26 protein-coding genes and 2 pseudogenes are annotated in these 22,532 nt (G+C 38.3%); 2 read left to right on the forward strand and 26 right to left on the reverse strand.

The window, feature by feature from the left end:
• Positions 1-62 precede the first annotated feature (62 nt).
• From DXA60_RS05525 to DXA60_RS05545, 4 genes and pseudogenes are all read right to left on the reverse strand, one after another.
• On the reverse strand, positions 63-962 hold the full coding sequence (locus DXA60_RS05525; protein WP_117920224.1) for an ABC transporter permease: 900 nt from the start codon (positions 960-962) through the stop codon (positions 63-65).
• Between the two features lie 309 nt (positions 963-1,271).
• Entirely contained in the window at positions 1,272-2,087 is an 816-nt protein-coding gene (locus tag DXA60_RS05535) for a class I SAM-dependent methyltransferase (protein WP_117920226.1), read from the reverse strand.
• Positions 2,088-2,213: 126 nt separating this feature from the next.
• Positions 2,214-2,624: pseudogene (locus DXA60_RS05540) on the reverse strand (TIGR04076 family protein).
• Between the two features lie 52 nt (positions 2,625-2,676).
• Positions 2,677-3,009 carry a winged helix-turn-helix transcriptional regulator gene (locus DXA60_RS05545; protein ID WP_072522465.1) on the reverse strand — a complete coding sequence of 111 codons (333 nt, stop codon included), beginning with the start codon at positions 3,007-3,009 and terminating at the stop codon, positions 2,677-2,679.
• Positions 3,010-3,151: 142 nt separating this feature from the next.
• Here DXA60_RS05545 and DXA60_RS05550 point away from each other — a divergent pair, with 142 nt between their 5' ends.
• Positions 3,152-3,505, forward strand: a complete 354-nt coding sequence (locus tag DXA60_RS05550) for a cupin domain-containing protein (RefSeq protein ID WP_117920229.1) — start codon at positions 3,152-3,154, stop codon at positions 3,503-3,505.
• A gap of 166 nt (positions 3,506-3,671) precedes the next feature.
• On the opposite strand, the gene DXA60_RS05555 is transcribed toward DXA60_RS05550, so the two are convergent.
• From DXA60_RS05555 to DXA60_RS05585, 7 genes are all read right to left on the reverse strand, one after another.
• Positions 3,672-4,580, reverse strand: a complete 909-nt coding sequence (locus DXA60_RS05555) for a radical SAM mobile pair protein B (protein ID WP_117920231.1) — start codon at positions 4,578-4,580, stop codon at positions 3,672-3,674.
• Positions 4,568-5,257 (reverse strand): radical SAM mobile pair protein A, encoded by a 690-nt coding sequence (locus DXA60_RS05560; RefSeq protein WP_117920234.1) that lies wholly within the window; start codon positions 5,255-5,257, stop codon positions 4,568-4,570. The genes DXA60_RS05555 and DXA60_RS05560 overlap by 13 nt, the downstream gene beginning before the upstream one ends.
• On the reverse strand, positions 5,254-5,685 hold the full coding sequence (locus DXA60_RS05565) for a radical SAM mobile pair system MarR family transcriptional regulator (RefSeq protein ID WP_117920236.1): 432 nt from the start codon (positions 5,683-5,685) through the stop codon (positions 5,254-5,256). The genes DXA60_RS05560 and DXA60_RS05565 overlap by 4 nt, the downstream gene beginning before the upstream one ends.
• A gap of 121 nt (positions 5,686-5,806) precedes the next feature.
• Positions 5,807-6,250, reverse strand: coding sequence for a GNAT family N-acetyltransferase (locus tag DXA60_RS05570; protein ID WP_117920238.1), 444 nt, complete (start codon positions 6,248-6,250; stop codon positions 5,807-5,809).
• A gap of 251 nt (positions 6,251-6,501) precedes the next feature.
• Positions 6,502-8,436, reverse strand: coding sequence for a bilirubin reductase, long form (gene bilR / locus DXA60_RS05575; protein WP_117920240.1), 1,935 nt, complete (start codon positions 8,434-8,436; stop codon positions 6,502-6,504).
• 29 nt (positions 8,437-8,465) lie between these two features.
• On the reverse strand, positions 8,466-9,218 hold the full coding sequence (locus DXA60_RS05580; RefSeq protein ID WP_006858440.1) for an alpha/beta hydrolase: 753 nt from the start codon (positions 9,216-9,218) through the stop codon (positions 8,466-8,468).
• Between the two features lie 24 nt (positions 9,219-9,242).
• Positions 9,243-10,622, reverse strand: coding sequence for an MFS transporter (locus DXA60_RS05585; protein WP_006858441.1), 1,380 nt, complete (start codon positions 10,620-10,622; stop codon positions 9,243-9,245).
• Positions 10,623-10,792: 170 nt separating this feature from the next.
• Here DXA60_RS05585 and DXA60_RS05590 point away from each other — a divergent pair, with 170 nt between their 5' ends.
• Positions 10,793-11,635 (forward strand): helix-turn-helix domain-containing protein, encoded by an 843-nt coding sequence (locus DXA60_RS05590; RefSeq protein WP_117920242.1) that lies wholly within the window; start codon positions 10,793-10,795, stop codon positions 11,633-11,635.
• 77 nt (positions 11,636-11,712) lie between these two features.
• Here the strand turns inward: DXA60_RS05590 and DXA60_RS05595 are convergent, their stop codons facing one another.
• From DXA60_RS05595 to DXA60_RS05665, 15 genes and pseudogenes are all read right to left on the reverse strand, one after another.
• Positions 11,713-12,027 carry a hypothetical protein gene (locus tag DXA60_RS05595; RefSeq protein WP_117920244.1) on the reverse strand — a complete coding sequence of 105 codons (315 nt, stop codon included), beginning with the start codon at positions 12,025-12,027 and terminating at the stop codon, positions 11,713-11,715.
• Between the two features lie 107 nt (positions 12,028-12,134).
• Positions 12,135-13,511, reverse strand: a complete 1,377-nt coding sequence (locus DXA60_RS05600; RefSeq protein ID WP_117920247.1) for a sensor histidine kinase — start codon at positions 13,509-13,511, stop codon at positions 12,135-12,137.
• On the reverse strand, positions 13,499-14,161 hold the full coding sequence (locus DXA60_RS05605) for a response regulator transcription factor (protein WP_015559641.1): 663 nt from the start codon (positions 14,159-14,161) through the stop codon (positions 13,499-13,501). The genes DXA60_RS05600 and DXA60_RS05605 overlap by 13 nt, the downstream gene beginning before the upstream one ends.
• A 14-nt stretch (positions 14,162-14,175) precedes the next feature.
• Positions 14,176-14,916 carry a lantibiotic immunity ABC transporter MutG family permease subunit gene (locus tag DXA60_RS05610; RefSeq protein WP_117510124.1) on the reverse strand — a complete coding sequence of 247 codons (741 nt, stop codon included), beginning with the start codon at positions 14,914-14,916 and terminating at the stop codon, positions 14,176-14,178.
• 1 nt (position 14,917) lies between these two features.
• Positions 14,918-15,649 (reverse strand): lantibiotic immunity ABC transporter MutE/EpiE family permease subunit, encoded by a 732-nt coding sequence (locus DXA60_RS05615; protein ID WP_117920249.1) that lies wholly within the window; start codon positions 15,647-15,649, stop codon positions 14,918-14,920.
• A complete protein-coding gene (locus tag DXA60_RS05620; protein ID WP_055225704.1) occupies positions 15,642-16,355 on the reverse strand; it encodes a lantibiotic protection ABC transporter ATP-binding protein in 714 nt (237 codons plus the stop codon). The genes DXA60_RS05615 and DXA60_RS05620 overlap by 8 nt, the downstream gene beginning before the upstream one ends.
• A gap of 78 nt (positions 16,356-16,433) precedes the next feature.
• Positions 16,434-16,622, reverse strand: coding sequence for a hypothetical protein (locus tag DXA60_RS05625; RefSeq protein WP_117920250.1), 189 nt, complete (start codon positions 16,620-16,622; stop codon positions 16,434-16,436).
• Between the two features lie 143 nt (positions 16,623-16,765).
• A complete protein-coding gene (locus tag DXA60_RS05630) occupies positions 16,766-16,993 on the reverse strand; it encodes a DUF6462 family protein (protein ID WP_117920252.1) in 228 nt (75 codons plus the stop codon).
• Positions 16,994-17,211: 218 nt separating this feature from the next.
• Positions 17,212-18,344, reverse strand: a protein-coding gene (locus DXA60_RS05635; protein WP_117920255.1) for an IS3 family transposase whose coding sequence is annotated in 2 segments (ribosomal slippage) — positions 17,212-18,077 and positions 18,077-18,344 — 1,134 coding nt in all. Because the reading frame shifts where the segments join, the coding sequence is not laid out codon by codon here.
• A gap of 96 nt (positions 18,345-18,440) precedes the next feature.
• Positions 18,441-18,815, reverse strand: a pseudogene (locus tag DXA60_RS05640) (lysine--tRNA ligase); the annotation flags it as partial.
• A gap of 204 nt (positions 18,816-19,019) precedes the next feature.
• The gene (locus tag DXA60_RS05645; RefSeq protein WP_243006771.1) at positions 19,020-19,409 is read right to left on the reverse strand and encodes a hypothetical protein; all 390 of its coding nucleotides are present in this window, start codon (positions 19,407-19,409) and stop codon (positions 19,020-19,022) included.
• 130 nt (positions 19,410-19,539) lie between these two features.
• Complete coding sequence (gene lexA / locus DXA60_RS05650; protein WP_230324266.1) at positions 19,540-20,115, reverse strand: transcriptional repressor LexA; 576 nt, start codon at positions 20,113-20,115, stop codon at positions 19,540-19,542.
• Between the two features lie 213 nt (positions 20,116-20,328).
• Positions 20,329-21,312, reverse strand: coding sequence for a helix-turn-helix transcriptional regulator (locus tag DXA60_RS05655; protein ID WP_117920257.1), 984 nt, complete (start codon positions 21,310-21,312; stop codon positions 20,329-20,331).
• Between the two features lie 46 nt (positions 21,313-21,358).
• Positions 21,359-22,132 carry a class B sortase gene (gene srtB, locus DXA60_RS05660; protein ID WP_117920259.1) on the reverse strand — a complete coding sequence of 258 codons (774 nt, stop codon included), beginning with the start codon at positions 22,130-22,132 and terminating at the stop codon, positions 21,359-21,361.
• Positions 22,133-22,147: 15 nt separating this feature from the next.
• On the reverse strand, positions 22,148-22,501 hold the full coding sequence (locus DXA60_RS05665; protein WP_199536191.1) for a DUF5640 domain-containing protein: 354 nt from the start codon (positions 22,499-22,501) through the stop codon (positions 22,148-22,150).
• Positions 22,502-22,532: the final 31 nt, after the last annotated feature.

Raw genomic sequence — 22,532 nt, forward strand, 5'->3', positions numbered from 1 at the left:
TACACCCGTTGACCGATTAACGGAAGACCTCATTTGACCATCACTTCAATGACTAGGCTCCTTTACCTGTTTTCTTTTTCCGGCAGACAAGTCATAAGAAGAAAAATTGCTCCCAATACCACGATACTGCCCGCCATAATTAATATCATCTGTGTTGTATTAACTACATTTCCATGAAACTGCGGATTACAGTCTAACGTTTCCCTTATTGCCGTTATCAGCTCCTCTGGAAGCTTCTCACTCTCCATCTCCTCAAATATGCCACGAAGCATATGATTCTTAATAAGTGAAGTTCCATAAGTCCCCGGAAGATATGACAATGCTTTCTGCAATCCAGAGCCAAAATTAGAGATTGGCATATATGCTCCACAGATAAAGCCATAGCCTGCGCTGACAATCGTTCCTACTGCTGACATCTGCCCCTGCGTAGTAAGCGGATAGCTTATAATACTTGAAAGTGTACTTCCAAATAGCACCAGAAGAATCTCATCAATAATAATCCAAAGCACATCCACAAAGCTTAAATACCAGCCCATTTTTCCTATGTAAAGAAGTCCGATCACAAGTGCCAGCCCATTTACAAGCAATGAATTCAGCACTGTTGCAAGGAAATATCCAAGATATATCTTTGAGCGACTTATCGGTGAAACATTTAAGTCCTTCCTTATACCATTCACCTTGTCCTGAACCATTGTAAGATTCACGCAGAATGTAACTGTTACACAGCTTACTGCTAAGAGAGCGGCAACTAGCTGGGATGCAACTGTCCCATCAATCAACTTTTCCGCAATCGTAAATCCTTCCGGAAATGCTGATGTAAAAGAGTCCTTATAAACCTTTGCTAAAAATGTTGCATACAATACAATCAAAATAAATGGTGTGATAAGTGCAGAAAAAAACATTCCTTTATCTCTGAAAAATAATTTCCTATTCCTGTTCATAAGAGAAATAACTGTCTTCATTCGTTTTCACCTCCCAGCGTCTTGCCTGTTACCGCAAGAAATACATCATCCATTCCGCCCTTTACTACCTCGTAATCTCTAAATATATCCTAATGTTTAACTATAAGCTTTGTTGCTTCAATGTCTATATGAGCATTACTAAGATGCATAATATATGAACCAAGATGCATTAAAACACAAAAAGGACGCAGGATTACTCCCACGCCCCAATTACTATCTGGCTTTATCTGTCCTTACCATTGGCACTTCTTTCGCTGCTTCAACCTTCATATCTGCACCGCCTCTTTACATTCACGTATAAAGACTCTTTCACATGCTTTGATCGTCTTTTTCAAATATCAGAATCTTCTGCGTAACCTTTTTTGCAATCGGTAATAACGACAAAAGTCTGTATGCAGATGAAAATAACTCCATGCCACGAAGAATATTATCATCTTTTATTTTATGATACCCTGTTGTCATATTCCCAAGGTCTTCAAAATGATCTGCACCGAAGACAAATTTTGAGCCTGTTTGCTGTATGGATTTTTCTATTCCTTCTTTCTTTACCCATGCCTTTGCCAGACATTCCATAAGAATACAGGCATTATCAAAGTTGTCCTTTATTATTTTTAATATCTTACCGTTTTCTTCTGCTGTCAGATACATTGATAATCCTTCAATGATAAAAAGCATTTTCCCCCGCACTTTTACTTCTTTTGACCATGCAGGGTCAAGTGCAGAAATTCCTATCGTAGAAACACGTCCTGATTCCTCGAAAATCTGATTGCGGATTGCTATCGTTTCTGGCAGATCCAGATTGTACCAGGTGATTTTACCATTATCCATGCGATAAAATCTCGTATCCAGACCACAGGCAATATTAACCACCGTACAATCAGGATTTTTCTCTATAAAATTCTTTACTAATTCATCAAAAACTATCGTTCTAGCAATTACCCCTTTCCCCATCGTAGAATCCCTAGCCGCCGTAGAAAAATCATAATCAATTCTGTCGACTAATTCTACCGCCTTTGCATCATAGAATTTATTATGCTTACTTTTGGAATATTGGGCTCTGGCATAAAAGCTCTGGAGCATTGTCTCAGCACTGCCACTGATAGTAGGTTTTATTCTTTCACTCATACATTTACCTTTTTTGCAATATAATTAGTTTCGACTAACTTGATTGTAACACATTTTATGAAAATAAACAATTCAAATTGACGTGTCTTGGAGACAGCCCCCATAAACTTCTTAAACTGGAATTTATCAGCCTGTATAAGCATCATTTGCCGTGTTCTCAAAATTCTGCTTTTTCAACCATTGCTTTTCTTCTTCGCTTTCCGGAATATCAATCCGCTCTATTTTGAAGATAACAGGGCGTGTGCCGTCATTGCAGCAGGCGATCATCATTCTGTCGTCATTTGTCCACTTACGCATAATGGAGCCACCCTACAGCGCCGCATAGACATATCGGCTGATGGCATCCCATGCCTCGCCGCAGAATTTGCCGTTCATTAGATGGTAAAAGTCATCCTGCTCCGGCGTTCTTTTCAGAAGGAATGTATCTCCCGCCTTGAAGCAGGGACACGGACCTGATTTCGGATCAGCTAAATACTTTTCCTGCAATTCCGGAAATACCTTTGTCTCCAATACCGTTATTTTGCATTCATGTTGCATTCGTCAACACCTCCAGATTTCGATTGTTCGGGCTTTTCAAATACTAACGTACTTAATTCTGTTCAATAAGTGATTTATAGTAGTTACCAAAGTCAGCAAGTGAATTAACAATTGGAAGCATTTTTGTTCCGAGTTCCGTTAATCCGTATTCGACTCTCGGTGGCTGCTCATGGTAATCGTGGCGATATGCCAGTCCATCACTCATCATTTGTCTTAAACTATCTGTCAAAACCTTTTGTGAAATACCATCTATACTTCGTTGTAGCTCATTGAATCTCCATGGGCGCTCTTTCAAGTTACGCAAAATCAGCAGTTTCCATTTTCCTCCGATGAGAGATACCGCTGTTGCAACTGGGCATTCCGGTAATTCTTCTTTTGCTCGCATAATTCTCACCTCCGAGTCTATTGTAACACATTCAATTTTGAGTGTACAGTTACAAAAAGGTGCGTACTTGTTTTTGTATGTGTCTCACACTATACTAATACCAAGCAACCAGAAACTACAAATCAACTATGGAGGTATTATTATGACAAATTACACAAAAACAACTATTGGAAAGGAAACCCGAATTGAACTGCATGAAAAGTTGTCTTTAACAGGTGCAGAAATCAGTTTAAACGAACTACCTGCAGGAGCAAATGTCCCATTTGTTCATTCTCATAAAGAAAATGAAGAAATCTATGGAATTCTTTCAGGTAACGGCAAAGCCGTAATTGATGGAGAAGAAATCAGCCTTTCAACTGGAGACTGGCTAAAAATCGCACCTGCTGCAAAGCGTCAGTTTTTTGCATCCGATATTTCCGGAATTACTTATATCTGCATACAGGTAAAAGAAAATTCTCTGGAACATTTTACAGCAGAGGATGCCGTAATCGGCTAATTAAAAGTATTTATTTACAAAAATGCACAGTTCCCGATAAGCTAAGAACTGTGCATTTCTTTTTTCTTCAATTTTACAATTTCTCTATTTTTCAAACAAGAACTTCTCGATTTCAAATGGCGATAAATAAATCTCTCCACCATCATCAGTTTAATTTTCGTTTAGATTAACGATTTCTTTTTCCTGTATTCTCTGTCCCTCGGATTTCCTCATGATAGAAATAATCTACGATCACCGGATGTCCCTGCGGGACTCTGCCATAAGGCATTTCATTATCCACAAATGGGCAGTCATACTTCTTAGCCATTTCCTCAGCTTTTACTTCAAGTGCTTCAAAGTAGCTGCGGTTATGCTTGTTATAGATCTCGTCGTAAAGTGGTACAAGATCAGGATATTTTCCGGCGATATAATCCATAATTGTCTTTTTGAAACCGCCTCGAAGATTGAGATTTTCGAGCCAGAACAGATCGCACTGATCCTTTACCCGCTCAAAGATTGCTTCAAAATCCGTGATACCGGGGAATACCGGAGATACAAAACAGACTGTACGGATACCTGCTTCATATACCTGCTTCATAGCAGCGATACGGCGCTCAATGCTAGAAGCAGAGTCCATATCGTTCTTGAAATTTTCATCTAGTGTGTTGATCGACCATGAAACGGTTACTCGTCCAAGCTTCTTCAGCAGATCAATATCCCGTACCACAAGATCCGACTTTGTGCAGATCAGAATATCTGCGTCACTGCCGATCAGCTGCTCCAGAAGTTTTCTGGTATTCCCGAATTGCTCCTCCTGTGGATTGTAGCCATCTGTCACAGAACCGATGACCACCCGCTGTCCGGCATATTTCTTCGGATTCTTAATTTCCGGCCAATGCTTCACATCAAGGAAAGTGCCCCATTCCTCCTTGTGTCCGGTAAAGCGCTTCATAAAAGAAGCATAGCAATACTTGCAGGCGTGTGTACAGCCTACATATGGATTGACCGAGTAACCGCCTACAGGCAGACTGGACTTGGTCATGATGTTCTTTGTTTCCGCCTCATTAATGAGGATTCCATTTATTACTTCTGCCATGATTTCTGTACCTCCAACACTTTATTGAATTCATCCGGCATTTCCTGAATCATATTTTCATTCCCTATGATAGGGACAAGATCTTCCTTCATAAATACCGGAATGTCAAGCACATGCGCCTGATCTGTCAGAGACCATGCCCACTCCGGCTCCGTATGAACCTTCCTGCTCTGAACTCCAGTCATGGTGCCGACAACGATCCAGTTGATCCCGGAAAGATCAACTGAACCTGGATTGTCGAATAGCGGCTCAAAGGTAACATGATAGTGTTTTGCTCTGACATTTTCCCGTAGTGCGTCAATACGCCACAGTTCTGCTTTTCTCGTCACCGTAACACCAAACCATGCGTTTTCCAAATCTGTATCAAAATCCAGCAGATCTGGTCGCTTTGTAAGGAACAGGAACTGATGCTGTGGATTTTCACGGATTTTTTCAAATACCTCGTCTCTCCATTCTGACTTCCAGCCGGAAAGATCGCTCATGCCGGTAAGAAGAAAGTTCTGCGGACGTTTCTTTTCCATCATCTTGAGCTTACCCGGAAAGAATTCAGGGTCAGCAAAGTCATCAATCATATGCCAGCGTTTCACATTATTGCGGGCATAGCAATATGCACACCCCACTGTACATCCGATGACGATATTCATGTTTTGAATCTGATCTTTGATACAAATACTCATGATTTCTGCCACTCCTCAAGATTCTTTCTGATACGGTCGAGGCATTCCTCAAACTGGGTAATTTCTTCCTCCGAAAAACCTTTGTAGTAAATACTGCCCATTTTATCAGATACAGAATCGTATTCGTCCTTTAAGGCGTGTGCTTTTTCAGTCAGAAACAGGAGTGTTTTCCTTTTGTCCGTTTCAGACTGAACACGTCTTATCAGCCCTTGATTTTCCATTCTTTCCAGCATCGTAGTAAGAGAAGTTATCGCTAATCCACACTTAATCGAGAGTGACCTGATTGAGATTCCATCTTCCTGCCACAGTACATAAAGAATACGCCCTTGGGCTCCGTTAAACGCATCAATATTCTTTTCGCTGAGAATCTTCTCAAAGATTCGATCTCCAAGTTGTTTTATTTTGGTAACAAGAAATCCTCCATTCATTTTTACACAAAAACTCCTATATAGTATTTTATCAAATAATACTATATAGGAGTTTTACTGTCAACAGTTTGTATGTCTAAGTAGAAGTAAATTCCGATTTCTCAGTTTCAAAAACTGGAAGTTATAAATATCTTTGCAAATATACCATATCTATTAACTGTACACCACACTCATAAATTGGGTGGTCATAATTGTCCGTAAAGAAATTCGGAATATTGTGAGATCGGACAAATCCGCATTTTTCATAAAACGGTACGGTCAACGGGCTGTCACCTGTTCCAACCTGCAAAATAGAATATTCATCTGCATATTTACTTACAAGGAAGTCAATCAATGCTTTCCCATAGCCCTGACCTTGATTCTGAGGATCAACTGCAATATTTTTAATTTCAAGTATTCCATTATCTTCATCAGTAACGACACATTCAGCTTTTACATTACCATCTTCAAGTACATACATAGTACCTTTTTCAAGATAGTGATCAATCATATTTTCCTGCTCATCAGCTAATAACAATAATGCTATAAATTGCTTTTTATTCTCATTCACTTCTCGGATTTTCATATCTATTACTCCGTCAAACTAGAATTTGTTTATTTCTTCTTTTTCGGTTTTGGAGCTAATATTATCGAGTAATATTTTTTTATCTTCCATTCTTCTTTTCCTCAAATTCCGATTGAGAAAACGATAAAGACGGAATGTAAACGTATGGAGCGTTTACGAACTTTAAACAATAATATTTAAATATATTATAATAAAAATCCATGTTCCTTAAATTGGAACATGGATTTTGTGGTAATGGGATAATTAATAATTTATATTTCACATGCCACATCATATGCTGATTTAATAGCATGATCAATATTACTTGGACGTTCTCCAGCACAATCACCAATATAGTGAAGGGGAAGAGGACAATCAGAAAGCTCTGGAAGGTTCTTTCTTGCACCAACAGCCATTACAACAAAGTCTGAAGCAATTTCTTCTGTTGATGTATTGTCGTCTATTGTTTTTTCAACAACTACAGAATCATCTTTGATTTCTGATAATTTTGCAGATGTTACTATTTGAACATTATAATGCTCTAATTCACTCATTAGAGTAGGTAGAACAGTGTTGCTTTCTTCTTTTGCAATCTGGTCCATCATTTCAATAATTGTAACCTTACATCCACGTGAAGCCAGATATTCAGCTGTCTCAACACCTACAAGACCACCACCGATTACAGAAACATTACCGAATACGATTTCTTTCTTGGCAAGCACATCCCATGCACTTGTAACAGTTGGAAGATCTTTGCCAGGAACAGGGATTATTGCGTTGTTTGCACCTGTTGCCACAATTACTTCATCGAATGAATTATAATCCTGTGATGTGAATTCTTCACCTAGCCTGAACGTAACATCTAATTCAGGAAGTACATTTGCATAATAATTAATACTTCTCATCATTTCTTCTTTTCTTGGAGGTACACTAGCAATAAGTAACTGACCACCAATCTGAAGTGATTTCTCAAAAATGGTTACACTATGACCTCTTAATGCAGCAACACGTGCAGCTTCAAGTCCAGCAATACCAGCACCAATAATAGCTATTTTCTTTGATGATGCTGCAGGAGTTATATGTCGTGTTGCTTCGTAACCGTTTTCAGCATTAAGTACACAACTTAAGAAAGCACGATTCTGAATATTATCTGTACATCCCTTATTGCACATCATACATGTTCTGACATTACAGCAATGTCCATCTGCGCATTTGTTTGCAAAGTCAGGGTCTGTGAGAAGAGAACGACCTAATCCAATGATATCAGCAGAACCATTTGCAATAACTGCTTCGGCAGCTTCTGGTGTAACGATACGGCCTACTACAGATACAGGAATAGATACAAGCTCTTTTATTTTTTTAGAATAAGAAACCATAAATCCGTATGGCTGTGTTCCCATGGCAGGGATTGTATCACCCATATTTCCTGTATGGTTAGCCTGTGCAACATGTAATGTGTCAACACCGCAAGCTTCTAATTCTTTTGCAAAAATGCAAGCCTCATCTAATGGAAGACCACCTTTTCCTCTAAAACTATTTTCTCCAAGAGGAGTAACTATAGGAAGCTTGTAGTCGATAACCATGTCAGGTACGATTGTTTTTAATCTTTTTACAAGTGTTAATGCAAAACGTGTACGATTAGCCAGGTCACCGCCATATTCATCAGTTCTATGATTTAAAATAGGAGAGCAGAGAGAACCAACAAGACGGTCTCCATGTACTTCAATACAATCAACACCAGCTTCGTGTGCTAAGATAGCACAGTTTTCCATATGCTTTATTATTTCATCAAGTTCTTCTGCAGTTACTTCATTTACAAAGTGCTGCATATCATGGTGAAGTTTAGCTCTTGCTTCCTGCATTTTGCCCTGATGGAACATATCGTTTAAAGCTTTAACATTGTAGTCAGGATGGAATAACTGAATTCCAAGCTTTGCACCATTTTCATGACATGCGTCAGCAAGTTTTTTGAAGCTTTGAACCTGCTCAGGTGAATAAAGCTTTGGTGTAGGAGAGAATGTTGGAAGTGGTGCAACATCTCCAATTACTATATATCCGACACCGCCTTTTGCGAGACGCTCGTAAAAACGAAAACTTTGTTCTCCAATAGAACCATCTTTTTCCTCATATCCTGTTGTAAGTGGTGGGAACATAATACGGTTTTTAAATTCAATATTTCCAACTTTTATAGGCTCTAATAATTTCATTGTTCATACTTCCTTTCAAAGTGAATATACTATTTAAGTGGTGTTAAAAACTCTAACATTAATTTGTCTAATTCTGCTCTTGCAAAAGCACTGGCAAAATTGTGGTTAGCGCCTTCAATCGTTTTATAATTGCATTTTCCATTGTAAAGTGACTCATATCTATGGCATGTTGCATCATCTACCAAATCATCTGCAGTTCCTCTTATAAGGAGGACTGGTCCGTTGTATCCTTCTGCTGACGAGAATGGCTCATAGTTAAATAAATCATGATTAAAGGATGTTGGGAAAGTGAGTCCTTCAATATCGGCTTTGGTGATTCCCTGAGCTTCCATGGCTTCAGCACGATCCTTACATCCAAACCACATTCCAGCACCTGGACACATAAGCATGAGAGCATAAGGATTAACAATAGGAGCTGCAGTAGCAGCTGCGTATCCTCCCATACTCTGACCAGATAAGATAATCTTATCTGGATTGGCAAAATCTTGTGTTTTAGTCCAGTTTATAATATCCTCGATATCGTGTAGGATACCTGTAAAGGTCATGTCCTCGAATTCACCATCACTTTCACCATTTCCGTATAAATCAAAACGGACACTGGCAAATCCATGTTCAGCTAAGAATCTGGCTGTGTGAGTATAAATACTTTTGTAACCGCTTTTATTCCCTGTAAAGCCATGTACATTTACAATAGCAGGAAATCTTGTGCCATCTTCTGGAATGTTAACTATTCCGCGTAAGATGTGTCCATCACGGTTTGTAATTTCTACTTGTTTTGTCAATTTAAAATACCTCTGTTTCTAATTTTATTCTGCAGTAGCAGCATTTCGCTTATCAGCTAAATCCTGTAACATTTCAGCTGTTTTCTCTTTTGTAAGAGGGTAGATAAATTTTAATACCAGAACAGCTAATAAATACCCTACAACATATAAACCTGTATATGTTTTCCAAAGACGTCCTGAGAATGCTTCATTCTGGACAGCTTCATTAACCTGGAATCCAGCAATTGCAAGTGCAAAACTACTCATACTTCCTGATACAGCATTAGCAAGTTTACGGAAAAATGTATATGCTGAGTATACAATTCCTTCATTACGTTTTCCTGTCTGAAGTTCCTGATAATCAATTGCATCATTTACAAGTGCCCAAACTAATACTTGGAAACCACTTACTCCAAGATAGCAGATTCCGTTGATGATAATAAAGAGCATAGGATTTTCAAGTGGGAAGAAGAATAAAATAGCATAAACAACAACTGAGAAAGTTGCACTGTACATAATCCATTCTTTCTTTCCAAATTTCTTAGCAACAAATTTTGTGCCTACGAATGCAATAAGTGACCAGATTACACTTAACATACCTGAAACTGCCATGATGGCAACATTTCCAAAATAATCGCGGAATAAATAAGTATTTAATCCGTTAACCATACCTGCTCCAACAATACCGATAAAGCTTGATAACATAACTCCGAGTAATGCTTTGTTTTTAGTAATATCTTTAATTACCTGGAAGTAGTTAAGCTTTTCTTTTTTCTCAACAACTGGCTCTGTAATAATACGCTCTTTACACCAATGAGATGTAAACATAAGACAGATTAATCCAATAACTGCACAGATTGCTGACATAATAAGGAAATGGCTAGGTACTGGCTGGTTATCTTTATATAAGAATAATGGTCCAGCAATAACGATAACTGTCATAAAAATTGTACCGCCAAGACTTCTGAAACGAGAAAGGTCAGTACGTTGGTTAACATCATCAGTCATTACACTTGAAAGACTACCAAATGGAACGCTGACACATGTGTACATAATTTCGTAAACAATATATGTAATGAACATATAAGCAATACGTGCACCATAAGCGAAATTGCTTACGTTAACAAATCCTAATATACAGAGTACTGCAGTTGGAAAAGCAAAGAATTTAATCCAAGGAATGAATTTTCCTTTTCCTTTGTTTTTGTGGCTATCAACAAGTGCACCAATTAAAGGGTCATTTATAGCATCCCAAAACTTTGTAATAAGCATAAGGATTCCTACGTGTACTGGATTAACTTTTAATACCAGTGTATAAAAAATAGCAAGATACATGGCACGGAACTGCTCAGTACAGCAACATCCCAAATCGCCAAGAGTGTAACCAATTTTGTCCTTCATGGAAAAAGGTCTTGTTTCTTTCATGATAATTTACCTCTCAAATTTATATTGTTTTGGTAGCTACAATCTTATTATATTGTGGTTATGCTGATATCCATATACAAATATTGCTTGCAAACTACGAAAAATTGATATATTGTATATTTTGACAAAATAAACAAAAAATATAATAGGAAAGTGTGCAAAATAGACATATGAAAAAGCAAGGCTACAAAATGGAATATTTGAAAATATTGGATAGTACCCAGCGAAGCTTTGGGCAAAAGAAGAGCTATACAATTGTATTTATAACTGGTGGGATAGGGTATATGCACCAGGAGGATGATAATATTGTATGTACTATGGAGGATTTGATATTTATTAAGCCAGGTAATAAAGTAAAGCTTGAATATCGTAAAAATAAGTATCCTCTTGAAGTTTATGTTCTTTATATAGGTGGAGAACTTTTAAGGAAATTGTCAGATGAAGAAACAAGACTTGATGAAGCGTTTGATTTTGTTCCGTATCAAGTTAAGATTGTTCATTCTGAGAGTGAATCGGCTATGCTTATAAAGAATATATCCAAAAAGCTCTATTCGATGAATAATGAGCCGCCTAAATTTGCCCGCTCATTATACGAGAAAAGCCTATTAACTATGATTCTTGTACTTGCACTTCGCTCATCTGTTCAGGAGGATGTACAGATTAAGACGAATAAGAAAAAACACGTTGTAATGGATGATATTTTTATTTATATCAGAGAACATTTGACAGAAGATATCTCGTTGGAGCGCTTGGAAAATGAATTTTATGTAAGCCGTTATCATATAGTAAGAGAGTTTAAAAAAATGACAGGTGAGACACCTCATTCATACATTGTAAAGAGCAGACTTGATTTATGCCGCCATTATATAGAGCAGGGGAAAAGTATTCGTGAGGTATATGCGCTTGGTGGATTTGGAGGGTATAATCATTTTTTTAGAGCATTTAAGAAAGAATATGGTGTTACTCCAATGCAATATTACAATAATTTACAGATTGACAGGAATGAAAAGTAATGATTGTGTTTGTAGAATAAAGCAAATAAGCCCGCAATTAAGCGGGCTTAAAATATGAACGAACACATAGGTGGTTTCTAGTGTAAAATTCCTGTAGACTGTAAGAATAATACAAACATCATAATTGGAGCAACAAAACGAATCATACTGTTGCATATAATTTTCTGCAATGGTTTATAGCAAAATCGATAAAGGAATGTAAAATACTTATAAACAATGATTCCATCTGGAATCACTTCGTCATTTTGCTCACGCAATTTGAAAATAATATTATTATAATTTGCATCCGTATATGTAATGACTAAAACCTTTCTGTATTCCGTGCAAACCTTATTTATTATGTAAGTTGTTTTCCCAGCACCAGCCACTGCTAGCATTAACTTTTTATCCATCTTATAGCCCTCTCAATGTAGTCTGGTACGACTATATCTAGTGCATTCATCAATTGATATGCCGCTTCAGTCTTATTCTTCTTTTACATAGCTTAATTGCGGTCTATTTAGCTTGTTTCTTGACTACTCAGGAAAAATATTTCTACCCTCGCCCCACCTGTATTTTCAGAATTTGAAAGTTTAATACCTCCACCATATTTTTCAGCCACAGTTTTTGCAAAAAATAGTCCCATCCCATAATGGGCTTCGCCATTTCTACTTGTGTCATCCATAAAAAACTGCTCTGTGCCATGCAATAATGCTTCTTTTGTAAATCCTGATCCGCTATCCTCCACAATGAATGTCAGCCGGTCATCCTGCTCCTTTGCGTCAATATAAATGATTCCATTTTCTTTTGTATGCTCCACTGCATTCTGAATCACATTCATTACGGCTCGGAACATTGGATCATAAGCAATCGTTACCTTTTTATCACTTTGTTCCGCCTTCCAATCTATCTTCTGGTGATAGATTTCTACCAGTCCGAGTGCCTGTTCCTTTATATCTGCGAAAAAATCTTCTAACCTCACCGTTGTATAGGTAACATCACTGCAATTCCATGATTTTGTGACATCTATCAACTGTTTTACATAACTTTGTATCTGTGTTGTGCCGTTCAAAACATAAGTGATATTATTCTTCTGTTCTGTGGTCAGTTCAGTCTCTGAAAGTAGTTCTGCATTTCCCCGTACAATCGTAAGAGGTGTTTTAATATCATGCGCCAAAGCAGACATCTGCTGTTTCTTTTGCTGCTCTGTTTTCCACTGCTTTTCTAAAGATTCTCGCAATGCATCTCGCATATCATCGATTGCCGATAAACAGTCATCAAACTCTTTGATACCGGAACAGGATGTCTCATATTCCAGATTTTGATCCTTTATTTGTCCGATTGCGTCTAATACAGGCTGCATCTGCTTTTTGATTCTTTTTCCAAAACGTATGGACGGAATGATGATAATCGCTACCGCTCCAATCACAGACATAATAATCATCACATTCTGTGGTCCTATAAAATGCTCCCTCAAAAAAGCTGAATGATATTGAGGTGTCAGGCGATATTGCAATACAACATATTCATTTTCCCTTACAATTACTTTATAAAAATATTTCCCGGATGCGTTTCCGTACTTTGCAACATTCCATGCTATCTGTTCGTATTGTTCTGACAGATCTCCACCTATTTTCTCTCCATTCTCTGAAAAGATTACATAATCACAAAGTGCAGGAATCATCTCAGCAGTTACTTTATCCGCACGTAAAATCGTATCATATGCTTCATTAATCTTTTGCTCTGCATAATTCGCCGGATAGATACAGCCCACACTAATCAAAAGGTACAGCAGCAGCCAAGCAACAATCACCAAACCTACTAATGATCCAAGCATGACCAGTACATATCTCATAAAAATCCAGCTGAGTGCATTGCTTCTCTTTACTCTTCCCATTTATATCCAATCCCCCAGACTGTTTTTATCGGTGTATAATCATAATCCGCAAATTTTGCTCTTATATTTTTGATATGCGTGATAATGGTACTGTCATTACTCTCACTGTCAAAACCAAAGACCTCTTCTAAAATCTGTTCTTTCGAGAAAACCTGTCCTCTGTTTTTAGCCAGAAATTCACAAATTTCGTACTCCGCTTTCGTAAGAGGAAGTTCCTTATCATCAACCAATAGTTTCTTTTGAGATATTTGAATACAGACCCTCCCCAAAACCATCCGGACAGAATGTTCCCTGTGCTCTCTTCTAAGATGTGCATTGATCCTTGCCCGAAGTTCCATCACTCCAAATGGCTTTGAAATATAATCATCTGCTCCTAAAGAAAGTCCGTTTACCAGACTGTTTTCCTCCGTTTTTGCCGTAAGAAACAAAATCGGACAATCCACAAGTGCCCTGATTCTTTTGCATAATTCGAAGCCATCAATTCCAGGCATCATAATGTCCAGTAAAATCAGGTCATAACGATGTAATTCTTCCATATTAATTTTTAGTGGATTACTTACTTTGGTAACCAGATGTCCATCCTTATTCAAAATGCTTTCTATCATTTCCAAAATTGCCGGTTCATCATCAACTGCCAGTATTTTTGCCATAGTTTCCCTCGATTCTATTCCGATATTCTGTTTCCTTCCCAGTGGTTTACCCACCAAAAATAGTATACCATACTAATCCCTGTAAATATTAAGCAACCTGGTATGAATGACAACCATTCACCTACACTAGTTTCTCCCAATATAGATTGCAGATAAGTATATGGTACTCTACCCGTCCAGCAGACAAATACATATTTCCACACATAATCTCCAAGTCCGGTAAGCATCAATGCACTAATTAGTCCTGATATAATCCCTGCTCCAATGGATACCCCTTTTCCAAACTGAAAAGCCAGAATCAGCTGCCACAGATAAAGTGGAACACTGCTTCCCCACAGCAGCAATGCTGCAAATATACATCCTTTCATGATTTCGATATCGCTTGATGCGATTCTTCCAAATCCAATTCCGAATATGATTGCTGTCAATAGGATAGAGCACAGACACAAAACCAGTAGCATCAACAGTTTCGATAAAAATGCTGCAGGTTTATCCGGTAAAGACAACAGATTTTGAAAATCACCTGCATTTTGTTCCTGTTCCATCACACTTGCTGTAAAAATTCCAATAAGTACCGGAAGTCCTGCTCCTATTGCCTGATAAAATGCAATCACTTTCATATTTTCATTCCATGGTGAAAAAAAGTAATATATTAAAAATATAACGCTGGTTATAATCGGAATCAGTAAGTGTGCCAGAATCACAGATGTTCCTTTCATCTTTCGCAAGTCTGCATTAAGAGATCTTCCAATCATCTTATTTCACCTCTCTTCTCTCAAACCATTTCAAAAACAGAACCGTTACAAAAACAAACCAGATGATTGAGAGACACATTCCCGGAACAATGACTCCCGTATCCAAAAGAGGATTCCCTGCTTCTGCGGCAAGTCCATTTGGTAAAACATGAAGCAACGGGCACATCATTCGCATAGGGATTGCAGAAACAAGTACATACCAGATTCTGGTTTGTGATATTACCACACCGCTGACGGTAATAAACAGGCAGACGAACAGGTTTACAATCATTCCAAATCGTTCACTTAAAAATAAAGCTACCGGAATCTCCCATAACTCAGAAACCGTCAGAAACAATACTGCAATCAACGCTCCTCCAACTGGAACATGTGTCGTTAGAAGAAAGCCTCCAAGCGTTGCTCCTGCAAACACAATCACATTAGAAAACAAAATCATGTACCCAATATAAATAATTTTCCCCAGCAACAATTTTCTTCTGTCTGTGGGAATAGTCATTAAATGATAGTATTTTATCTTTTTCTCCTGCGCCACAGAAAGATAACAAAATAGAGCAATCATCCCCGGCAGCAAAAGTGTATACCACCAGTTCCAAACACTTTCTGCATAAGCATTTGTCATCCCAAGAGTAAATATAAATGCCATGACAAATGTAAGAATAGGAAATCCCCAGATAAACTTTTTTCGCATGGTTCTTTTGGCTTTTTGATGTTCTGCTTTTATAATATTAACCATGGATTTCACCTGCTTTCTGGTTTTTTCTTACCACATTCATAAACAAATCTTCAAGATTATCTCCCTGCTTTAATGCTCCTTCGTATCCTAAGATTCCACCTGAAATAATCCCGACTTTATCTGCAAGTAACTGTACCTCTGAGAGAATATGACTGGAGAGAATTACAGTGATTCCCTGTTCCGGAAAAGACCGGATCAGCTCTCGTAATTCCTCGATGCCTATTGGATCTAATCCATTCGTAGGTTCATCCAATATCAAAAGTTCCGGTTCTCCAAGCAATGCCATTGCAATGCCTAGTCTTTGCTTCATTCCCAAAGAAAACTGTCCTGCTTTCTTCTTTCCGGTGTTTGTAAGTGATACAATCTGCAAGACCTCATCAATTCTGTTTTCATCTGTACCAAGCAATAATTGTCTTACCTTCAAATTCTCTCTGGCGGAAAGATTTTCATAAATAGGCGGATTTTCAATTAACGCTCCTATTTTTGATAAATCTTTCCTATCCCAAAGTTTTCCATCAAAGTAAATCTTTCCTGCAGTTGGTTTCATCATACCGGTCAGCATTTTCAATGTGGTAGATTTACCAGCGCCATTCGGTCCAAGCAGTCCATAAATCTGTTTCTTTTCTATATTAAGTGAAACATTATTTACCGCTTTCTGCTTTCTAAAATATTTACACAAATTTTGTGTCTGCAACATCATTTCCATCTTTACTATCCTTCCTTCCATATTTCATTTCTTACTGAAATATAACCTAACAGAAAAAAATAAAGATTTGATGAAGATTTATTCTCGTATGGAATAAACCATCAATTGAATATCATTATCAGAACTCGGCTTTCCACTGAAATCAGCAAAGTTGTTACAAATACGAAGTCCTAATTTACCGAATATCTCCGTGATTTCATCCAAACTATATAACCTTATAGGATTTCCTTCTTTCATTTCAGGCTTATAAAGTGCTTCTCCATACATATAGTCTACCTGCCCATATATCAGCGTTTTTCTATCCTTCTCCCATTCAAAAGCAGATAATGTAAGTCCCTTTTCTCCTGCATCCCATAACTTGCAAGGGAAGCCCTAATATCCGGCTGTAATTGTGTTACCATCCTTTTCACCTACTTATAAAATTCATCATCAACTATATGGAATGTCTCAAGGTACTCATCAAATATTTTTAAATTCACAAGTACTAGCTGACCTAACTTATAGATTGCTTTGGCATCTTTAGCCATCTGCATAAACTTTGATACACTCATATGATACATTTCTGCTCCTTCGCTATATCTTACAAACTTTGTATTACCATTCTTCTTAAATTCCTGATACGCCTTTGTGTGTTCCATATTAATCTCCTTTCGCTATTTCAGCTGTTCCTATAACGCAAAAAGAGGACATCTTCTAAATTTCTTTAGAAAATGTCCTCTAAGTAATACAATCTTTAATTTTTCAGACTAAGCAATCTGTACTAACGTGTATTGACCTTTATTTGACTATAAGTTTTTTTGGTCAAAACTTGGTCAAATGACCTTGACCAATCAAATTTTGGATTGTCAACACTTTTTCAGACAAATTTTTTTAGGTTATTTTTCCGATATTGTACAGGCGTTTGATACCCTAAGGAAGAATGTATGCGGTGATGATTATACCAGTTTACATAATCCCATAGTTTTATCTTCAGTTCTTCCTGCGTATGGAATGTTTCATTCCATACAAATTCTGTTTTTATAATCTTGAACGTAGCTTCTGCCACTGCATTGTCATAAGGACATCCCTTATGGCTCAGGGAGCGTTCCATATGGAACGTTTCTAACAGTTCTTCAATTGTCTCGTTTTTAAATTCATTTCCACGGTCTGTGTGGAAAATATGGATTTCCGACAGATTTCCGTCTACTTTCATAAATGCCTGTTTTACAAGTTCTGCTGTTTTATGTTCTCCTGCACTGTATCCAATAATCTCCCTGTTAAAAAGATCAATCAGTACACAAATATAATTCCAGCGATTTCCTACCCTTACGTAGGTCAAATCACTTACCACTACATTGCGGTATGGCTGGTTTTGAAATTGTCGGTTCAACACATTCTCTACTTTTGATTCATTACATCTGTCTTTTTGCGGTTTAAACTGTGCTGTAGTATAGCTTGATACCAGACCTTCCTGTTTCATAATCCGTCCAATCCTGCGTCTTGATACCTGTTTCCCGCAATCAGCCAATTCTTTCTTGATCTTTCGTGTACCATAATAGTTCCGGCTTTTTCTAAAAATTTCCTGAATGTCTGCAGTGAGTTCTGATTCATCTTTTTTTGCTGCTGCTTCATAATAATAGGTGCTTCTGTTTACCTGTAGGACGCGGCACATTGCTGATACAGAGTATTTGTGAGCATTTGCTTTGATCACATTTACTTTCGTCCTAAGATCAGCGCCGCTTGTTTTAAAATATCATTTTCCATTCTTAACTGCTGGTTTTCTTTCCGAAGCCGGATCAGTTCTTCCTGCTCCGGAGTCCGGTTATCTTTTTCATGGAAAGAACCGGAATTGGATGCCTGCTTTACCCACTTGTCAAACAGGGAAGTAGCAATGTCATATTCACGGCAGATATCACATCTGCGTTTGCCGGAACGATATAGTTCCACCAGTTGCTGTTTAAATTCATCTGTATATTTGCGAGGTTTTCGTCGTTGTTTTTGTTCGGTCATAAAGAGTGCTCCTTCGTGTATTTATTATAGATTATATGACCTTAAAAAATCTGTCCAGTTAATTGTAACCTATCCATTTAGATGAATTTAATTCTCTTAATACAGCTTAGCTCCAGCAGGAATTGCGTCATCTAACATAAGCAGATTCAGTCCTTCGTGTCCGTCATACTCGTACACTGCTGAAATCAGCATTCCTTCTGATGGGATTCCCATCATCATTCTGGTAGGAAGGTTTGTGATTGCTACACATGTCTTTCCAACGAGCTGTTCCGGCTCATAGTACTCATGAATACCGCTTAAAATCGTGCGTTTCTTGTCAGTTCCATCATTTAATGTGAACTTGAGAAGCTTCTTTGACTTTGGCACTGCTTCGCAGGCTTCAATCTTTACGACTCTGAAATCAGATTTTGCAAATGTATCAAAATCTACAAATTCCTCAAAAAGAGGCTCAATTTTTACTTTTGAAAGATCAAGCTGTACGCTCTCTGCGGACACACTTGTTGTCGGCTCACTTGCTGCAGGAGCTGCTTCGGAAGTCTTAGAAGACTTCTTGTCAGAGTCTAATGACTTCATTGTCGGGACCCTTTTTGTGGTTCTTTCATACTCGACCAAGCTGGTGTTAATACTATTAAATTCTCCATATTCCAATTATCCCCCATACTTCATATTTTTGCTCTACTTTGAGTCACTTTGCGGGCAAATGATGTAAAATAGATGTAAGATATGATGTGACGCTTCGTGTGCCATTGTAAATCTGCGACGTCCCTGCTCCTTTTCAGCAAGAAGAAATTTATCAAGTACGATGGTATCTTTCGGGAAAACAAAGGGAATAATTTTTCCGTCCTGATGTACCAACAGTGGTGTTGCTCCATCTGCCAGAAAGCCAATCCTGCCTGCATCATCTTCTGCGAAAGAAGCGTATTCAATTCGTAACATAAGAAATTCTGTAATGAAATGTTCTATGTCGATGGATTGAATCACTCGATTGCTAAACTTATTAGCATAAGCTGTTATCAAGCCTTCGCTGATTTCTTCCAACTCGGCTCTTGACATATAAATACTCAAGTTGTGTCCATCTCCGACTCCACCTTGTCCGGCGGTGCAACTCCTCCGGCAAAGTTCTGTTGTATTTCCGCACTATCCAAATTGATTAGATAGCGAATTCCTTCAAGTGTTCTCATTCGTCTGTCCTCTGTTATAGTTCTTTGATGATGTGACAAGCCACACCCTGAATGCAGCACTCATCTACAATGATGTCTTTCATCTTCTTATTTTCCGGGTGGAGAATGATTTTCTTATTCTCATCATCTCGGAAGTAGCGTTTCAATGTATTCTGATTATCCACAAGGGCAACTACTATATCGCCATCATTGGCTTCTACCTGCTTTTTAACAACCACAAGGTCGCCGTCATCAATCCCTGCTTCAATCATAGACTGACCGCTTGCTCTTAATATGAAGAAATCTCCTTTGCCGAAAATGGCAGTAGGAAGTGATACATATTCTTCAATATTTTCTTCCTCATACTGAGGACTGCCACAAGGAATAGAACCTACAATCGGTGTCTGTGTCTGTTCGCCACTATACTTACGGGTCACATTGGTACGAATCTCCTGCCCGTCATACTCAATCATATTCTTCTCAGCCATCTCTACCAAGTATTTATATGCTGTACCTCTGGCAATACCAACCGCTTCAGCAATCTTTGTAGTCGATGGGGATTGTCTGTTTTGCAGGTAATAATCCTCGATGTACTTTTTTATCTCACTCATAAGTTCAGGACTCTTGCTTCTCATACCTGCACCTCGCTTTCTTTTCTATCGGAAGCAGTTTGCTTTCGATAGTTTTATTATACATGATACGAAGAAATTTTCAAGTAGGTTTTTCGCAAAAGAAAAGAGGTGTCGCAATTTGCTAACACCTCTCCATTCTTTAATATTGACTTTACGCTTTATGCAGACCATCTACATAAATGCAAATCTGCACTATTCATTCTCTTTCATATCTTCAGTAGCTTTTGTAAGCATTTGTCTGTATTGCTCTTTCAAGTTTTCCGGTGCAAGTATCTGTACCTTGCCATTAAAGCCAAACACCCAACCGAAAAAGGTTAGACTGGCTGATACTTCGGTCTGTACTCTGAAAGACGTCATATCATACGCAAGGGTTGTCACATCTTCTCCGAAACGGTCAACCATTGTTTTCATCAGGCTGTTATCACACCGTAAATCCACAAGGACTTTTTCGCCTGAGAACATAAAGAAAACTTCCTTTGTGTAATTCTCAATATCAAAATCATCAGGCATAGGAATAATGTCCTTATCCAATATCTCCGGCTTGGAAGCAATACGGTCTACCCTGAAATTGATAACTTTGCTTTTCTTCTCTGAATATCCGAGAACATAATAATAGTCCCCACACCAGAGAAGTTTATACGGACTGAGCTTATACACTTCGCCCTTGTTCTTCAGAACCTTTTTCTTTAATCCGGTATAATCGTAATACTGGAAAGAAATCTGTTTACCTGCGTTGATGGCATCGTTTATAGCGTCAATGATATAATATATCTGCTCATTATCCGGCTTAATGCGATTGACCACATAGTTATTACGCTTCAACTTTGCCACCTGCCCCGGACTGGTCATCGTATGTATCTTCTCAATCAGCGTTTCGCTTTTCTTCTTTGTAATGAACTTCGATGACTCTACTGCATCTATCAGCAGTTTCAGCTCCGGCAGTTCAAACTTTCGGCTGGCTACAAAATACTTGCTTTGCGTCGAATGAATGGTTACAATATCCAGTCCATATTCCAAAAGAGCTGCTATATCCTTCGTTATGGTTGTCCTGTGAGCAGAAATCCCATATTCCTCATTCAAAATCCCGATGAGCTGCGTTGTAGAAAGCGGGTGTTCTTCATCAGTACGCTCCAACAAGATTTTCAGTAGATATAGTATTCTTGGTTTTGCTTCCATACATTTATCCTTTCTCGAACAGACTCACCGCAAATTACAGTAAATTTCACCCGATTTCTTTTAAAATACCCATCAGTACAAAACGAGCATTGTCATATTCATAGGAACAGGTAGACAGTGTAAGCAGTCTGTCCTCATCGGATACAGTTGTCCCGGAGGTAAACAAGGAATTATCCAGCGCTGTTTTCAGCAGTCCGCTGCGTTCCTCTTTCGTTTTCTCAAATTCATACACCTTTGAATCTGACGGTGTAACATATCCGGCGATCAGCTTCACTTTATAATTCTGCTTTGGTGTGAGCAGATACAAAACAGAATGTTCTTCGTAATATTCCTGCTTACTGTATTTAGGCAGAGAGCCGAACATCGTGTTGTTTTTCATATTATGACCGTAGATAATGGTATGCAGATCAGAACAATCGGCGGCGTTTCGGTAATCCATAAAAAGCGTTCCCGCTATATTCCAAGTACCGTCAAGCAGTCGGCGAAGATAATACTCGTTATCCTTGCTCTGTACTACCGGATAGTTGATTTCGGTATCCGGGCAATAGAGCCAAGCAATAATGTCCTTGTTTTCTTCCTGCAAACGCTCAAAGTCTACCGTAATTAGTGCAGTTTCAGAAACAGGCTTTATCGCAGATTCTGTTTGTCCATTCTCCGTTTGCTGTGTTTGTGGTGCGGTTTCTACCGCTTTATCAATCAGCACATCATTCTGTCTTTGACTGTCCTGTGTTTCTTTCCAATAATCATAAATGTGATATGCAGATAAAGAAAAAACAGTTATACATACAGATAAAATCAGGATTTTCCATACCTTTTTAATAGCGTAACACCGTCCTTATTTGTCTGCTTTTTTATCATGCACCTTAGTCAGCTCATAAGTGCCGCCGATTGTTCCTTCGCCGCCGATGAGGATGAGGGTATCGCCTTTGACACTAAACTCATAGGTTGCGTCATGTGCCGATTCGTTCACAAAGTCGATATATAGCTGATTGTCCTTGATTTCATAGGTAAAATCATAATCTGCAAGGGTGAGGAGCATTGCACCGCTGCCTTTGCCGTCAAATTCATAGGCAGTAGTCCCATCAAAATCCCATTTGCCGGCAAGCGCATCTGTTCTGCCGGAGCAGCCTTTACAAATCAGCACAATAATCAGAACAACAAAAAGGAGTGCTAATAACGAAACAATCACAGCTCTTTGCCTTTTTCTTCGCTTTATTGCG

The organism is Roseburia sp. OF03-24 (assembly GCF_003463035.1).
GTDB classification, from domain to species: domain Bacteria; phylum Bacillota; class Clostridia; order Lachnospirales; family Lachnospiraceae; genus Roseburia; species Roseburia rectibacter.

Coding starts and splice junctions, on each gene's coding strand:
- DXA60_RS05525 (WP_117920224.1), bottom strand. CDS start 962: ATGAAGACAGTTATTTCTCTTATGAACAGGAATAGGAAATTATTTTTC.
- DXA60_RS05535 (WP_117920226.1), bottom strand. CDS start 2,087: ATGAGTGAAAGAATAAAACCTACTATCAGTGGCAGTGCTGAGACAATG.
- DXA60_RS05545 (WP_072522465.1), bottom strand. CDS start 3,009: ATGCGAGCAAAAGAAGAATTACCGGAATGCCCAGTTGCAACAGCGGTA.
- DXA60_RS05550 (WP_117920229.1), top strand. CDS start 3,152: ATGACAAATTACACAAAAACAACTATTGGAAAGGAAACCCGAATTGAA.
- DXA60_RS05555 (WP_117920231.1), bottom strand. CDS start 4,580: ATGGCAGAAGTAATAAATGGAATCCTCATTAATGAGGCGGAAACAAAG.
- DXA60_RS05560 (WP_117920234.1), bottom strand. CDS start 5,257: ATGAGTATTTGTATCAAAGATCAGATTCAAAACATGAATATCGTCATC.
- DXA60_RS05565 (WP_117920236.1), bottom strand. CDS start 5,685: ATGAATGGAGGATTTCTTGTTACCAAAATAAAACAACTTGGAGATCGA.
- DXA60_RS05570 (WP_117920238.1), bottom strand. CDS start 6,250: ATGAAAATCCGAGAAGTGAATGAGAATAAAAAGCAATTTATAGCATTA.
- bilR (WP_117920240.1), bottom strand. CDS start 8,436: ATGAAATTATTAGAGCCTATAAAAGTTGGAAATATTGAATTTAAAAAC.
- DXA60_RS05585 (WP_006858441.1), bottom strand. CDS start 10,622: ATGAAAGAAACAAGACCTTTTTCCATGAAGGACAAAATTGGTTACACT.
- DXA60_RS05590 (WP_117920242.1), top strand. CDS start 10,793: ATGAAAAAGCAAGGCTACAAAATGGAATATTTGAAAATATTGGATAGT.
- DXA60_RS05595 (WP_117920244.1), bottom strand. CDS start 12,027: ATGGATAAAAAGTTAATGCTAGCAGTGGCTGGTGCTGGGAAAACAACT.
- DXA60_RS05600 (WP_117920247.1), bottom strand. CDS start 13,511: ATGGGAAGAGTAAAGAGAAGCAATGCACTCAGCTGGATTTTTATGAGA.
- DXA60_RS05605 (WP_015559641.1), bottom strand. CDS start 14,161: ATGGCAAAAATACTGGCAGTTGATGATGAACCGGCAATTTTGGAAATG.
- DXA60_RS05610 (WP_117510124.1), bottom strand. CDS start 14,916: ATGATTGGAAGATCTCTTAATGCAGACTTGCGAAAGATGAAAGGAACA.
- DXA60_RS05615 (WP_117920249.1), bottom strand. CDS start 15,649: ATGGTTAATATTATAAAAGCAGAACATCAAAAAGCCAAAAGAACCATG.
- DXA60_RS05620 (WP_055225704.1), bottom strand. CDS start 16,355: ATGGAAATGATGTTGCAGACACAAAATTTGTGTAAATATTTTAGAAAG.
- DXA60_RS05625 (WP_117920250.1), bottom strand. CDS start 16,622: ATGTATGGAGAAGCACTTTATAAGCCTGAAATGAAAGAAGGAAATCCT.
- DXA60_RS05630 (WP_117920252.1), bottom strand. CDS start 16,993: ATGGAACACACAAAGGCGTATCAGGAATTTAAGAAGAATGGTAATACA.
- lexA (WP_230324266.1), bottom strand. CDS start 20,115: ATGAGTGAGATAAAAAAGTACATCGAGGATTATTACCTGCAAAACAGA.
- DXA60_RS05655 (WP_117920257.1), bottom strand. CDS start 21,312: ATGGAAGCAAAACCAAGAATACTATATCTACTGAAAATCTTGTTGGAG.